The following is a 14,391-nucleotide window of genomic DNA, read 5'->3' on the forward strand; positions in this document are numbered from 1 at the left end:
TTCTTGGTGGTGCGTCCTCCGGGCCTTTCCGTCGGACGAGGGCCGGGCGGTTCCTTCCGCCCGGAGTCTGGGGTCACTTGATGGCGCCGGCTCCGAGGCCGCCGCGCCAGAAGCGCTGCAGCAGCAGGAACGTGACGATCAGGGGGATCACCGACAGCAGGGCGCCGATGAGGACGAGCCCGCGCAGTTCGGGCAGCTGGTTCAGCTGGTTGTTCCAGCCGAACAGGCCGTAGACCACGGGGAAGAGCTCTTCGCTTCGCAGCATGATCAGCGGCAGGAAGAAGTTGTTCCAGATGGCCACGAACTGGAAGAGGAACATGGTCACGAGCGCCGGCGTCATCAGCCGCATGCTCACGGTGAAGAAGGTGCGGATCTCGCCCGAGCCGTCCAGGCGCGCCGCCTCCAGCAGTTCGTCCGGTACGGAGGATGCGGCGAAGATGCGCGCGAGGTAGACGCCGAACGGGCTCACGAGCGAGGGGAGGAACACCGCCCAGAACGTGTTCGTCAGCTGCACCTGGCTGAAGATCAGGAACAGCGGCAGAGCCAGGGCCGTCGCGGGAACGAGGACGCCGCCGAGCACGACGTTGAAGAGGAACTCGCGCCCCGGGAAGCGGTACTTCGCGAGGGCGTACCCCGCCATCGCCGCCAGCAGCGTCGCAATCGCGCCGCCGAGACCGGCGTACAGCAGCGAGTTGCCGAGCCAGCGCAGGTAGATGCCGTCGCGGTAGGCGAAGAGATCGCCGATGTTGGCGAACAGGCGGAAGTCGGCGAACCAGAGCGGATTGGTCGTGAGGATGTCGCCGGTGTCCTTGCTGGAGGCGACCAGCAGCCACCACAGCGGCAGCAGGAAGTAGACCGTGAACACGGCCATGATGAGCATCGCCGAGCCGCGCGAGACCAGGGGCTCGCGCACGCGACGGGTGGCGCCGGTGCTCCGGCGGGTGGCGACGGTGGCGCTCATGCGTTGCCCTTCCGCTGCATGTACTTCATGAATCCGAACGAGAGCACGAAGGTGGTCACGGCCAGCACGACCGAGAACGCGGCCGCGAGGTTCGGGTTGGGAATGGAGGCGGTCGCGTAGACCGTCATGTTCGGCGTGTACGTGCTGGTCACCGCCGAGCTGAAGGAGCGGAACACCTGCGGCTCCGCCAGCAGCTGCAGGGTGCCGATGATCGAGAAGATCGCGGTCATCACGATCGCGGGTCGCACGAGGGGGATCTTGATCGACCAGGCGATGCGGAACTGCCCCGCCCCGTCCAGGCGTGCCGCCTCGTAGATCTCGGTCGGAATGGACAGCAGCGACGAGTAGATGATCAGCATGTTGTAGCCGACATAGACCCAGGTGACGACGTTCGCGATCGACCACAGCACGAGATCGGCGCCGAGGAAGTCGACGTTCTTGGTCAGGGCGGTGAACGGCGACAGGTTCGGCGAGAACAGCGAGCCCCACATGATCGCGGCGATGACGCCGGGCACGGCATACGGCACGAAGAACGCGAGGCGGAAGAAGCGTTTGCCCTTCACCAGAGGCGAGTCCAGCAGCAGCGCGAACAGCAGCGCGAGACCGAGCATGACGGGCACCTGCACGACGCCGAACAGCAGCATCCGCCCGACCGAGCTCCAGAACGCCTCGTTCTGGAAGACCAGCACGTACTGGGCGAACCCGCCGAAGACCTGCTCGGCCTTGCCGAAGGTGCCCTCGCGGCGCACGACGAGCGTCGACTGCACGATCGCGAAGAGGATCGGCGCGACGTAGAAGAGGGTGAACAGGATGCCGAACGGCACCAGCAGGAACGCGATCGCCGCCTTGTGCGGCGCCCGCGTGCGGCGCCGCGCGGGCGCGTGGGTCATGGTCACAGGGACTCCTCGATGATCCGGACGGCGCCGGCGGCCACGACCGCGGTGCCGTCGACCGGCTGGTCGGTGAGCAGGTCGCGACCGCGGGCGTCGACGGCGACCTCGTTCTCCGAGTGGTTGATGACGAACAGGTACGAGCCCCCCTCGCCCTCCCGGCGCACGACCTCGACGCCCGGGATGCGGGAGGCGTCAGACTCGAGTCCCGCCTCGGCCGCCATGCGCGAGATCAGCTCGGCGTAGGCCGCCGCATCCGGCTGGGTCGCGAGGTACCACGCGGAGCCTGTGCCGACGGTGCGACGGGTGAGTGCGGGCATGCCGCTCGCCGGACCGTCGACGAACGTGTCGAGGATCTCCGCATCCGTCGCCCGCATCCGCTCGGTCCACACGCTCCCGACGGCGCCCGAGCCGAGGCGCACCGTCTGCCCGGGTTCGAGCGGGGCGAACTCCTCCGCGCTGACCCCGAGCAGCTCGCGGAACGCGCCGGGGTAGCCGCCCAGACGAACCGCGTCGCGCTCGTCGACGGTGCCGCTGAAGAAGGTCACGAGCACCGCGGCGCCGGATGCGGCACGGTCGGCGATGACGGCCGCATCCGCATCCCGCACGAGGTGGAGCGCCGGGACGACGACGAGGCCGTACGCGTCGAGGGAGGCGCCGGGGCGCACGACGTCGACCGTGAGGCCCGCCGCGCTGAGCGCGGCGTGCGCGGCGTGTACCTGCTCGAGGTAGGCGAGCGCCTCGCTCGGGCGTCCCTCGCCTTCTGCGGCCCACCAGCTCTCCCAGCTGAAGAGGAGGGCGGCCTGCGCCTTGACCCGCGTGCCCACGACGGGGGCGAGCGCGCGCAGCGTGCGGCCGAGCCCGAGCACGCGCTGCCAGGCCGCGGTCTCGGTGCCGGCGTGGGGAACCAGGGCCGAGTGGTACTTCTCCGCACCCTGAGCCGAAGCGCGCCACTGGAAGAAACAGATGCCGTCGGCGCCGCGCGCGACGTGCGTGACCACGTTGCGCAGGAGTTCGCCCTCGCTCTTGGCGAGGTTGTAGGGCTGCCAGTTGACCGCGCCGGTCGAGGTCTCCATGAGCAGCCACGGCTCGCCCTGGGCGAGCCCGCGGGTCAGATCCGCCGCGAACGACAGCTCCGCGCGGGGAAGCGGAAGGCGGTTGTCGAGGTAGTGGTCGTTGGCGATGACGTCCATCTCCCCGGCCCACGTCCAGTAGTCGAGGTTGCGGATGTGGGCGGTCACCATGAAGTTGGTGGTCACCGGAACCGCGCTCGCCGCGCGGATGATGGCGGCCTCCGCGCGGTAGAGGCCGAGCTGCTCGTCGGAGCTGAAGCGGTGGAAGTCGAGCATCTGGCCGGGGTTGCGCAGCGACAGGGCGCGGCGCGGGGGCAGGACGTCGTCCCAGGTGCCGTAGCGCTGGCTCCAGAACGCCGTGCCCCAGGCGTCGTTGAGCGCCTCGATGGTCTCGTAGCGCGTCTGCAGCCAGCCGCGGAAGGCCTCGGCGCTGGCGTCGCAGTGGCACAGCGCGTTGTGGCAGCCGAGCTCGTTCGACACGTGCCACAGGGCGACGGCCGGGTGGCTCCCGTAGCGCTCGACGACACGGGTGACCACCTCGGCGGCGTAGGCGCGGAAGACGGGGGAACTGGGGCAGTAGGCCTGGCGGCCGCCGGGCCAGGCACGCACGCCGTCCTCCGACACCGGGAGGATCTCGGGGTGGATGCGGCTCAGCCACGGCGGCGGGGAGGCGGTGCCGGTGCCGAGGTTCACGCGGATGCCGTGGGCGTGCAGCAGCTCGATGATGGCGTCGAGAGCGGTGAAGTCCCACTCGCCGGGCGCCGGGTTGATGTCCGACCAGCCGAAGACGTTGATGGCCACGAGGCTGACGCCGGCCTCGTTCATCAGGCGGACGTCCTCTTCCCACACCGACCGGTCCCACTGTTCGGGGTTGTAGTCGCTGCCGAAGACGATGCCGTCCGCGGCGAGGGTGGCGAGATGGGCGGCGTCGGGCATCCCGTGGCGCTCCTTTGCGTGGCTGTGAACGTGCACACATTTGCGTGCGAAGAATCTCGGTTGAGAATCTGTGAACGTGCACAGATTGTCACGGTTGGCCGCGTCCGTCAAGCGGAGCGTCGCCGATAGGCTGGCGCCCATGGCCGCATCCCCATCCGGACCCCGCCGTTCCACGGTGCACGACGTGGCGCGTGCCGCGGGGGTGTCGCGGGGCACGGTCAGTCGTGTGCTCAACGGCGGGTACGTGTCGGAGCAGGCGCGCGAGGCGATCCACCGCGCCATCAGCGAGGTCGGCTACGTGCCCAATACCGCGGCGCGCAACCTCGTACGACAGCGCACGCAGGCGGTCGGGTTCATCGTGCACGAGCCGCACTCGCTGTTCCTCGAGGACCCCAACATCGGCGGCATCATGCTGGGTGCCAACACGACGCTCTCGCAGGCGGACTACCAGATGGTGTGCGTCGTCGTGGACACCGCGCGCGACACCGACCGGGTCGCCCGGTACCTCTCGGGCGGTTTCGTCGACGGAGCCGTCATCGTCTCCGCCCGTCATCAGGACCCCATCTCCGACGTGGTCGAGCGGCTGCGGCTCCCCGTCGCCTTCGTCGGCCACCCGCCCGGGATCAGTGGCGCCTGGGTCGGCATCGACAACCGCGGCGCGGCCGAGGCCGTCGTCACCCGACTCCGCGAGACGGGTCGCCGTCGGATCGGCATGATCGCCGCGGCACTCGACCGGGACTCGGGCAGCGACCGTCTGGCCGGCTTCCGTGCGGCCCTGGGCGACGCGTTCGACCCCGCGCTGGTGGAACCCGTCGACCTGTACGCCTTCGCCGACGGTGCGGCCGGCATGACGCGGCTGCTCGAGCGCGCCCCCGACCTCGACGGCGTGTTCGCCGCATCCGATGCCGTCGCGGCGGGCGCGATGCAGGCACTGCGCGCGGCGGGGCGGAGAGTCCCCGAGGACGTCGGGGTCGTCGGCTTCGACGACAGCGCCTGGGCGACCCGCACCTCGCCGCAGCTGTCGACCGTGCACCAGCCCGCCGAGGGGCTGGGCGCCGCGGCCGCTGCAGCCGTACTCGCACAGCTCGACGGCGATCAGAGTGTGCGCACCGGCATCCTCCTCGACGCGCCTGTCGTCTGGCGCGACTCCGCCTGACGTGCGGGTTCTGCGGGCCAAAACTCCTGCAGAACCACCGGTGGGCTTCCGGCGGGTTGTGCAGGAGTTGGGGCGCACAACTCAGCCGGAACCGACCGGTACCGGGACCGCACAGACCCGGCCGGCCGGGGCTGGCTGAGTAGTGCTGGGTTGGATACCGGGCCGAGGCACCGGGGAGGTCGCCGGGGGTGGGCGCCGCCATTGCCGTGCCCGAACTCCTGCAGAATCGTCCGGCGGGGCCGGATGTGGGGGCCGCATGCCGGTTGTGCAGGAGTTGGGGCGCACAACTCAGCCGGGATGTGCCGATCACCCGTCCTCGGACACCGAATGCGCCGCAGTCGACTGAGTTGTGTTGCCGACACCACGAACTGTGAATCGCACACCGGCATCGCCCGGAAACCGGAAGCGGGCGCTCGCGGCCGCGATCCGGAAGGATGCGGCGGCGAACGCCCGCTCGACGTGCAGTGATCAGGCCCGGCGGCGAGCCTCCCAGCCCGAACGCACCATCTCGTCGACCGAGTAACGGTTCGCCCACTCGAGGTCGCGTGCGGCGAGCTCGCCCGTGGCGACGATGCGGTCGGGGTCGCCGGCGCGGCGCGGGCCGACGACAGGGGTGAAGTCGATGCCGGTGACCCGTGCCATCGCGTCCATGATCTGGCGTACCGACAGGCCGTTCTGCGAGCCGAGGTTGTACGCGGCCTCGAGCGGCTCGCCCGCGGCGAGGCGACGGGCCGCCACGGCGTGGGCTGCGGCGATGTCGGCGACGTGCACGTAGTCGCGCACGTTCGTGCCGTCCTCCGTGTCGTAGTCGTCGCCGTTGATCTGCGGGGTCTCGCCCGCGATCAGCTTCTCGAACACGATGGGGAACAGGTTGTGCGGGCTCGTGTCGTAGACCTCGGGGTCGCCGGAGCCGACGACGTTGAAGTACCGCAGCGAAGTGTGCCGCAGCGGCGCATCCTCCTCGGCGGTCGCGACGGCCTGGTCGCGGATCAGCCACTCGCCGATCAGCTTCGACTCGCCGTACGGCGACGCCGGGCGCTTCGGCAGATCCTCGACGACCAACGGCACATCCGGGGTGCCGTAGACGGCGGCGCTGGAGGAGAACACGAGCTTGTCGACGCCCGCCGCCGCCATCGCGGCGAGCACGACCCGCGTGCCCTCGACGTTCTGCTCGTACGTGTGCAGCGGCCGCTTCACGGAGACGCCGGCGTACTTGTACCCGGCGACGTGGATGACGCCGGTCACCTCGTACTGGCGCAGGGTCTGCTCCACGAGGTCGCGCTGCAGGATCGAGCCGCGCACGAACGGGACGCCCTCCGGTACGAACGGTGCGTGACCGCTGGAGAGGTCGTCGAGCACGATGGGCGTCAGGCCCGCCGCGGTGAGCGCGCGCACCACGTGCGCGCCGATGTATCCGGCACCGCCGGTCACAAGCCAGGTCATGTCATCCATCCTGCCCGAGTCGGGCGCTCACTCTTCACGGTGGCCGAGGTCGGGGTCGGACACGAACGCCGCCACGGCCTTCGCCACCTGTTCGAGCTCGAGCACCACGATCTCGTTCTCGCCCGCGCGGGTCGCCGGTGCCGGCACGTAGAGCGTACGCTGCGGGCCGTTGGCCCAGTAGCGACCGAGGAAGAAGCCGTTCACGAACGCGAAGCCCTTGCCCCAGGATGCGGTGTCCAGGAACAGGTCGGCCGGCGTCTCGAGCGTGAATGCGCCGCGCAGAGCGGTGCGTCCGGCGATGGATCCGGATGCGGCGACGCCGAGACCCGCGGCGATGCGCTCCACGTCGACGAGCGTTCCGGTCCACCCGGTCAGCGCAGTGCCGCCGAGGGTCACCGGGCCGATGAGCCCCTTGGTCTCGCCGAGGCGGTGGTCGTAGTTGACGCGGCCCTGGTCCTCCACGAGCACGGTCAGGTGTGCGCCGCGCGGGATCGTCAGGGTGCGCTCGTGCAGCGCCCGCGAGAGCCGACCGACGGCGACGCCGTCGACGGACACCCAGGCGAGGTCGCGCACCTCGGCGAATGCGAGCACGGCGGCGTCGTCGTCTCCGAAGGCCGCTGCGGGCAGCTCGACGTCGTAGCGGACGAGCGGCCCGAGCTGACCGAGGTCCTCGAACGTGCAGGGCTCGGCGCTGGCAGGCCCGGCGGATGCGGGGAGCCAGTCGCCGGCGGCGGTGAGTGCGACGGACAGCTCGGGGGCTGCCGGACGCGAGGGCACCGTCTCGGCCGGGACGTCGGTGTACTTGGCGAGCACCTCGCGGAACGCGTGGAACTTCTCGGTCGCGTAGCCGGACTCGTCCAGCGGGGCGTCGTAGTCGTACGAGGTGACGATCGGCGCGTAGCGGCCCTTGTCGTTGGCGCCGTTGGTGGTGCCGAAGTTGGTGCCGCCGTGCAGCATGTAGATGTTCACGGAGGCGCCGGCGGCGAGCAGCGCGTCGAGTTCGGCGGCGGACGCGGCGGCGCTGGTGGTGTGGTGCACTCCGCCCCACCAGTCGAACCAGCCGTCCCAGAACTCGGAGCACATGAGCGGGCCCGTCTCCTGGTGCTCGCGTAGGGTCGCCAGGCGCTCGGTGGCTCGCGAGCCGAACGAACCGGTGAGGTGGAGCTCCGGAAGGCTGCCGTTTTCCAGCATCCACGGCTCGGGCTGGTCGACGGTCGTCAGCGGCACCGTGATCCCCGCCTCCCGCGTGAGGTCCGTGAGGATGCGCAGGTACTCCTTGTCGGAGCCGTAGGCGCCGTACTCGTTCTCGATCTGCACCAGCACGACGTTGCCGCCGCGGTCGATCTGACGCGGCACGACGATCTCGTACACGCGCTGGAGGTACTCGCTGACGGCTGCGATGTACTGCGGCTCCGAGCGGCGCAGACCGATGCCCGGCGTCCGGGTGAGCCAGACGGGCAGCCCGCCGTTGTGCCACTCGGCGCAGATGTAGGGCCCCGGGCGGACGATGGCGTGCATGCCCTCGGCGGCGACGAGGTCGAGGAAGCGCCCGAGGTCGTTCCAGCCGGTCGCATCCCACTGCCCGCGCACGGGCTCGTGGGCGTTCCACGCGACGTAGGTCTCGATCGTGTTCAGGCCCATCAGGCGCGCCTTGCGGATGCGGTCGGCCCAGTGGTCGGGGTGGATGCGGAAGTAGTGGAGCGCGCCGGAGAGGATGCGGTGCGGCTCGCCGTCCAGCAGGAAGTCGGTCTCGCCGACGGTGAAGGTGCTCACGGTGTCTTTCGTTTCGATCAGCGGGCTGCGCGCAGAGTGATGCGTGCCCAGGACAGCGGGGGGAGGGTGAGGCGCACGCGGGTGCCGTCGACGACCGCCGTGAGGGATGCGGGTGCGACGGGCTGCGCCTCGGCGGAGTTGACGGTGTGGCGGTCGCCGCCTTCGGGCACGGTGACCACGAGCGCGTCGGCCGCGGCGATCTCGCGGTCGAGCTCGATCACGACCTCGGTGGCCTCGTCCAGCTCGCGGTGGGCGGCGAAGACGACGATCTCGTCGCCGTTCACGGTGGCGACCGCATCCACGGCTGCGACGGCGCCGTGCTTGGCGGTCTCGATCGACGCGCTCTCGACGGTCGGGACGACGACGGTGCCGTGTGCCGCGGCCGCCGTCAGCTGGAACGGGAAGAACGTCGTCTGCCGCCAGGCGGGGCCGCCCGGCTCGGTGCGGATGGGGGCGATGACGTTCACGAGCTGCGCCAGGTTGGCCATCGAGACCCGGTCCGCGTGGCGCAGCAGAGTGATGAGCAGGGAGCCCACGACGACCGCATCCGTGACGGTGTAGTCGTCCTCGATGAGGCGCGGGGCGATCGGCCAGTCGCCGGTGAAGACGCGCGGCTTGTCGACCTCGTTCCAACGTGTCTGGTTCCAGACGTTCCACTCGTCGACGCTGATGCCGATCTCGCGGGTCGAGCCGGTCTCGCCGCGCACCTCGTCGATGATCGCCGCGACGTCGTCGAGGTAGCGGCTGAGTGCCACGCCCGAGGCGAGGAAGCTGGCGGGGTCGCCCGGCGTCTCCTCGTAGTAGGCGTGCACGGAGATGTGGTCGATGAGCTCCGCGGTATGGCGCAGCACGGTACGCTCCCACTCGCCGAAGGTGGGCATCTCGTGGTTGGAGCTGCCTGCGGCGACCAGCTCGATGTCGGGGTCGATGAACCGCATGAGGCGCGCGCTCTCGGCGGCGAGGCGGCCGTACTCGTCAGCCGTCTTGTGGCCGATCTGCCACGGTCCGTCCATCTCGTTGCCGAGGCACCACAGGCGGATGTCGAAGGGCTCGTCGCGGCCGTTCTGGCGGCGGCGCTCGCTGAGGGCGGTGCCGCCGGGGTGGTTCGTGTACTCGAGCAGGTCGGCGGCCTCGGCGACGCCGCGCGTGCCGAGGTTCACCGCTTCCATGAGCTCGAGGCCCGCGGACTCGGCCCAGTCGGCGAACTCGTGCAGGCCGACCTGATTGGTCTCGGTGGAGTGCCAGGCCGCATCCAGGCGCACAGGGCGCTCCTCGCGGGGTCCGACGCCGTCCTCCCAGCGGTAGCCCGAGACGAAGTTGCCGCCCGGGTAGCGCACGACGGTCGCGCCCAGCTCGCGCACGAGCTCGAGCACGTCGGCACGGAAGCCGTTCGCGTCAGCGGTGGGGTGCGCGCTCTCGTGGATGCCGTCGTACACGCAGCGGCCCATGTGCTCGACGAAGGTGCCGAAGACGCGACGGGGGACGGCGGGGCCGTCGGCGCTCGTCGCGACGGCGATGCGGGTGGCGGAGGTCATGATCGCTTTCGGGTCGGGATGCGGCAAAGGGTGGGTCGGATCGGCAAGCGATGCGACCCACCCCTTGTCGGTGATTACTTGTTGACGCTGAAGCCCTGCTCGTTGCCGTAGCTGACGAGCTGGTCCTGCCAGGTCATGAGGCCCTCGTTGAGGTCGCTCTTGTTGGCGTAGGACTGGCCGACGGTGTCGCTGAAGATGCTGTTCGCGTAGACCTGGAAGGGCAGGTACTGCCATCCCTTGCGAACGTCGGATGCGGCCTGCACGAGCACCTGGTTGATCTGCTGTCCGCCGAAGTAGTCGCTCTTGGCGTTCAGGAACGCGTCCGACTGCAGGTCCGCCGTGGTGGAGGGGAATCCGCCCGACTTCGCGAAGATGTCGATGCTCTCCTGGTCGTTGTTCAGCCACTTGAGGAAGGCCGCGGCCAGCGCCGGGTTCTTGCTCTGCTTGGTGACCGCCTGGCCGCCGCCGCCGTTCTCGGCCGACACGGGGGTGCCGTCGTAGGTCGGCATGGGCGCGACGCGCCAGTTGCCCGCGGCGCTGGGCACCGAGGACTCGAGGTTGCCGGGCATCCAGGCGCCGATGATCAGTGTGGCGATCGAGCCGTCACCGAGACCCTTGAACCACTCGTCGCTCCAGCTGGAGGCGTCCGAGAGCAGGTTCTGGTCGACGAGCTGGTTCCAGGTGTCGGCCCACAGCTTCGAACCCTTGTCGGAGAGGTCGATCTTCACGTTCGTGCCGTCGACCGTGAACGGCTGGCCGCCGGCCTGCCAGATCATCGAGGTCGCGAAGCCGGCGTCACCGGTGTCGTTCGTGATCTTCTTGGTCGGGTCGGCTGCGGTGAGCTTCTTCGCGGTCTCGATGTACTCGTCCCAGGTGGTGGGAACGGTCAGGCCGTACTGGTCGAAGACGGCCTTGTTGTAGAACATGGCCATGGGGCCGGAGTCCTGCGGCAGGCCGTAGATCTTGCCGTCGAAGTCGACCGAACCCCACGTGGAGGCGGTGTAGTCCTTCTCGAGGTCGCCGAAGCCGTACGACGAGAGGTCGAGCAGGCCGTCGGTGAGGGCGAACTGCGGCATGGCGTAGTACTCGATCTGCACGACGTCGGGGGCGCCGGAGCCGGCCTTGATCGCGTTCTGCAGCTTGGTGTACTCGTCCTTGTTGGTGCCCGCGTTGACGACGTTCACCTTGACGTTCGGGTACTTCTTCATGAACGCGGCCGCCTGGTCCTCGGCGGAGGGCGTCCACGACCAGTACGTGATCTCGCCGCCGGCCTCGAGGGCCTTGTCGAGGTCGTCGGCGCTTCCGCCGCCGGAGGCTGCACCGCCGCCGCCGGCGCAGGCAGCCAGCGCGATGCCCGCGATGGTGGTCATGGCCACGACGGATGCGGCGCGACGCAGCACCGAACCCTTGCGCATGTGTGACATGGGACTTTCCTTCACTTCGTTGTTGTGGATGCCGGAGCAGGACGCGCCGGTGGTGAGGGGGAATCGGGTGTCAGACAGTGCCCCTCGTCACTGCTTGACGCTTCCGGCGCTCAACCCCGACTGCCAGAACCGCTGCAGCATGAGGAAGGCGACGACGATGGGAATGATCGACAGGAGCGAGCCCGTGATCACGAGGTTGTAGATCGGCTCGGCGGCGGCACCCGTCGCCTGCGCGTTCCACTGGTTCAAACCGACCGTGAGCGGATACCAGGCGGGGTCGCTCAGCATGATCAGGGGCAGGAAGTAGTTGTTCCAGGTGGCGACGACCGTGAAGAGCACGACCGTGACGATGCCGGGGGTCAGCAGCTTCACCGAGATCGTGAAGAAGGTGCGGAACTCGCCTGCGCCGTCCATACGGGCCGCCTCCAGCAGCTCGGTCGGCACGGCGTCGCTGGCGAACACCCACATGAGGTAGAGGCCGAACGGGCTGATGAGCGAGGGGATGATGATCGACCACGGGGTGTTGGTCAGACCCATCTGGCTGAACATGAGGAAGGTGGGAACGGCGAGGGCGGTGCCGGGTACGGCCACCGCGCCGATCACCACCGCGAAGACCGCCTTGCGGCCGCGGAAGTTGTACTTCGCCAGGCCGTATCCGGCGAGGGTCGCGAGCAGCGTCGCGCCGCCCGCGCCGACGACGACGTAGAGCAGGGTGTTGCCGAGCCACCGCAGGAAGATCCCGTCGCGGTAGGTGAAGGTCTCCACGATGTTGTCCCACAGGTGGAAGCCGTTCCCGAACCACAGGCCGAAGGTCGTGAACAGGTCGCCCTGTTCCTTCGTCGCGTTGATCAGCAGCCAGAACAGCGGCAGCAGCGTGTAGAGGATGAACAGGCTCATCACGATGGTGAGGATGAGCGACTTCCGCCGCATGAACGGCGACGTACGGGCGAAGGCGGGGGCGGTCATCGCATCTCCTGACGGGATCCGCGCAGCTGCACGACGTAGGCGACGATCGCGGTGATGAGGCCCATGATGATCGCGACGGTGGCGGCGTAGTTGTACTGCTGGCCGGCGAACGACAGGTTGTACGCGTACATGTTGGGCGTGTAGAACGTCGTGATCGTGTTGGGGGCCAGGGGCTTGAGGATGTTCGGCTCGTTGAAGAGCTGGAAGCTGCCGATGATCGAGAAGATCGTGGCGATGACGATCGAGCCGCGCAGCGCCGGCAGCTTGATCGAGAAGATCGTGCGCCAGGTTCCGGCACCGTCGAGGGATGCGGCCTCGTACAGCTCCCCAGGGATGGTCTTGAGCGACGAGTAGAAGATCAGCATGTTGTAGCCGACGAACTGCCAGGTCACGATGTTGCCGATCGAGACCATCATCCATTCGGGCACGAAGGGCGTGATCACCTGGGCGCCGAACAGATCGTTGATGTTGCCTGCGAGACCGAACTGGTCGCCGTAGATGTAGCCCCACATGAGGACCGCGACGACGGCCGGCACCGCGTAGGGCAGGAAGATCACGATCCGGTAGAAGCCGGAGGCGTGCAGGCGTGCACTGTCGATCGCGAGGGCCGCGGCGAGCGCCAGCACGAGCATGATCGGCACCTGGATGATCAGGAACAGCAGCACGCGCAGGAAGCCGTCCCACAGCTTGGTATCGGTGAACGCGGTGAAGTAGTTGTCGAGTCCGACGAACGCGTTGCCGCCCACGATCTGCTCGCGGAAGAAGCTGAGGTACAGCGAGTAGACGAGCGGTGCCAGGAACACGAGTGCGAACACGATCGCGAAGGGGGCGACGAACAACCAGCCCTTCTGGTCGACCGCGAAGCGCCGCCGCTTGGGGGTGCGGAGCGCGGGTGGGGGAGCCGCTGTGGTCGTCATCGTCCGATGCCTCTTCTGTGAACGCAATGCTCCGCAGAATTCGGGTTCCGCGGTATGTTGACGTAAACATAACTCCGCTCTCGCTAACATGTCAACGTCAACATCGAGGAGGATCCGGGCATGAGCCACGTCACGGCAGCAACACCGGGCGAACCTCGTGCGCGCCGCCGCGAAACTTCGATGGCGGATGTGGCGGCTCTCGCCGGCGTCTCCGGGCAGACCGTGTCGCGGGTCGCGAACGGGCGGGCCAACGTCGATCCCGACACTCGCGCCCGCGTCCTCGCCGCCATGGACGAGCTGGGCTACCGGCCCAACAGCGCCGCGAGGGCGCTGCGCTCGGGCAAGTTCCGTTCGATCGGCGTGATCATGTTCTCGCTCTCGAGCTACGGCAACACCCGGACCCTGGATGCGGTCGCCTCCGTCGCCGCATCCGCCGGGTACTCGCTGACGCTCATCACCGTCGAGACGGCGTCGCAGACCGACGTCTCCGGGGCCTTCGTCCGGTTGCGCGAGCACGCCGTCGACGGCGTCGTCATCCTCATCGAGTCGCACCGCCTCGACGAGTCGGAGATCGCGCTGCCCACGGGTCTGCCCGTCGTGGTCGTCGACTCGCACGCTGCCTACGCCTACCCCGTCGTCGACAACGACCAGGCGCAGGGCGCCCGCCTGGCTACGGAGCACCTGCTGGATCTCGGGCACGAGACCGTGTGGCACGTGTCGGGCCCACTCGAGTCGTACGCGGCCGAGCGTCGGCGTGACGCGTGGCGCGAGACCCTCGAGCGCCGGGGGGCGCCTGTGCCCGAGGTCGAGGTCGGCGATTGGACGGCCGACTCGGGGTACGAGATCGGCACGCGGCTCGCCGAGGACGCCTCGGTCACCGCGGTGTTCGTCTCCAACGATCAGATGGCGCTCGGGCTCGTGCGCGCCCTGCACGAGGCGGGTCGCGCGGTGCCCGCAGACGTCAGCGTCGTGGGCTTCGACGATATGCCCGACTCGGCGAACTACTGGCCGCCGCTCACCACCGTGCGCCAGCACTTCGACCGCGTCGGCTCGGGCGCCATCCGTGCTCTCCTCGCCGAGATCGAGGGCGAGCGGGTGGACGACCGCACCCTCGTGCCGACCGAGCTCGTCGTGCGCGCGAGTTCGGGTCCCCGCACCCGCTGACGCACGCGCCCGCTGGTTCGCCGCGGGCCTGCCGTAGCGGGCTCGCCCCTCCCACCGCATGGGCCGGGAGCCCCCATCCATCCGCCGAGACTGCATTTCGAGCACGAGATCACGGGTAATAACCGTGATCTCGTGACGGAGATGCAGTCTCGC

11 protein-coding genes are annotated in these 14,391 nt (G+C 69.1%); 2 read left to right on the forward strand and 9 right to left on the reverse strand.

Going from position 1 to position 14,391, the window contains the following annotated elements; genetic code table 11:
* Nucleotides 1–73: 73 nt before the first annotated feature.
* Genes ACYVJS_RS09835 through ACYVJS_RS09845 form a run of 3 tightly spaced genes read right to left on the reverse strand, consistent with a single transcriptional unit; the run spans nucleotide 74 to nucleotide 3,860 of the window.
* Nucleotides 74–961 (reverse strand): carbohydrate ABC transporter permease, encoded by an 888-nt coding sequence (locus tag ACYVJS_RS09835; protein ID WP_307320198.1) that lies wholly within the window; start codon nucleotides 959–961, stop codon nucleotides 74–76.
* On the reverse strand, nucleotides 958–1,851 hold the full coding sequence (locus ACYVJS_RS09840) for a carbohydrate ABC transporter permease (protein ID WP_460739884.1): 894 nt from the start codon (nucleotides 1,849–1,851) through the stop codon (nucleotides 958–960). The genes ACYVJS_RS09835 and ACYVJS_RS09840 overlap by 4 nt, the downstream gene beginning before the upstream one ends.
* Before the next feature lie 2 nt (nucleotides 1,852–1,853).
* The gene (locus tag ACYVJS_RS09845; RefSeq protein WP_460739763.1) at nucleotides 1,854–3,860 is read right to left on the reverse strand and encodes a beta-galactosidase; all 2,007 of its coding nucleotides are present in this window, start codon (nucleotides 3,858–3,860) and stop codon (nucleotides 1,854–1,856) included.
* A gap of 139 nt (nucleotides 3,861–3,999) precedes the next feature.
* Here ACYVJS_RS09845 and ACYVJS_RS09850 point away from each other — a divergent pair, with 139 nt between their 5' ends.
* Nucleotides 4,000–5,016 carry a LacI family DNA-binding transcriptional regulator gene (locus ACYVJS_RS09850; RefSeq protein WP_137419276.1) on the forward strand — a complete coding sequence of 339 codons (1,017 nt, stop codon included), beginning with the start codon at nucleotides 4,000–4,002 and terminating at the stop codon, nucleotides 5,014–5,016.
* Between the two features lie 468 nt (nucleotides 5,017–5,484).
* Here ACYVJS_RS09850 and galE read toward each other — a convergent pair whose 3' ends face one another.
* The 6 genes from galE to ACYVJS_RS09880 form a co-directional block, all read right to left on the reverse strand.
* On the reverse strand, nucleotides 5,485–6,459 hold the full coding sequence (gene galE / locus ACYVJS_RS09855) for a UDP-glucose 4-epimerase GalE (RefSeq protein WP_460739764.1): 975 nt from the start codon (nucleotides 6,457–6,459) through the stop codon (nucleotides 5,485–5,487).
* Between the two features lie 27 nt (nucleotides 6,460–6,486).
* Nucleotides 6,487–8,232, reverse strand: a complete 1,746-nt coding sequence (locus ACYVJS_RS09860) for a glycoside hydrolase family 35 protein (RefSeq protein ID WP_460739765.1) — start codon at nucleotides 8,230–8,232, stop codon at nucleotides 6,487–6,489.
* A 17-nt stretch (nucleotides 8,233–8,249) separates the two neighbouring features.
* A complete protein-coding gene (gene arfA / locus ACYVJS_RS09865) occupies nucleotides 8,250–9,767 on the reverse strand; it encodes an arabinosylfuranosidase ArfA (RefSeq protein WP_460739766.1) in 1,518 nt (505 codons plus the stop codon).
* Between the two features lie 74 nt (nucleotides 9,768–9,841).
* Complete coding sequence (locus ACYVJS_RS09870) at nucleotides 9,842–11,191, reverse strand: ABC transporter substrate-binding protein (protein WP_460739767.1); 1,350 nt, start codon at nucleotides 11,189–11,191, stop codon at nucleotides 9,842–9,844.
* A gap of 87 nt (nucleotides 11,192–11,278) precedes the next feature.
* Nucleotides 11,279–12,157 (reverse strand): carbohydrate ABC transporter permease, encoded by an 879-nt coding sequence (locus ACYVJS_RS09875; protein ID WP_192900654.1) that lies wholly within the window; start codon nucleotides 12,155–12,157, stop codon nucleotides 11,279–11,281.
* A complete protein-coding gene (locus ACYVJS_RS09880; protein ID WP_309733348.1) occupies nucleotides 12,154–13,074 on the reverse strand; it encodes a carbohydrate ABC transporter permease in 921 nt (306 codons plus the stop codon). Before ACYVJS_RS09880 ends, ACYVJS_RS09875 begins: the two co-directional genes overlap by 4 nt.
* A gap of 120 nt (nucleotides 13,075–13,194) precedes the next feature.
* On the opposite strand from ACYVJS_RS09880, the gene ACYVJS_RS09885 reads away from it, so the two are divergent.
* Nucleotides 13,195–14,238: a LacI family DNA-binding transcriptional regulator gene (locus tag ACYVJS_RS09885; protein ID WP_460739768.1), complete on the forward strand. Its 1,044-nt coding sequence runs from the start codon at nucleotides 13,195–13,197 to the stop codon at nucleotides 14,236–14,238.
* Nucleotides 14,239–14,391 lie beyond the last annotated feature (153 nt).

This window comes from Microbacterium neimengense (assembly GCF_054782995.1).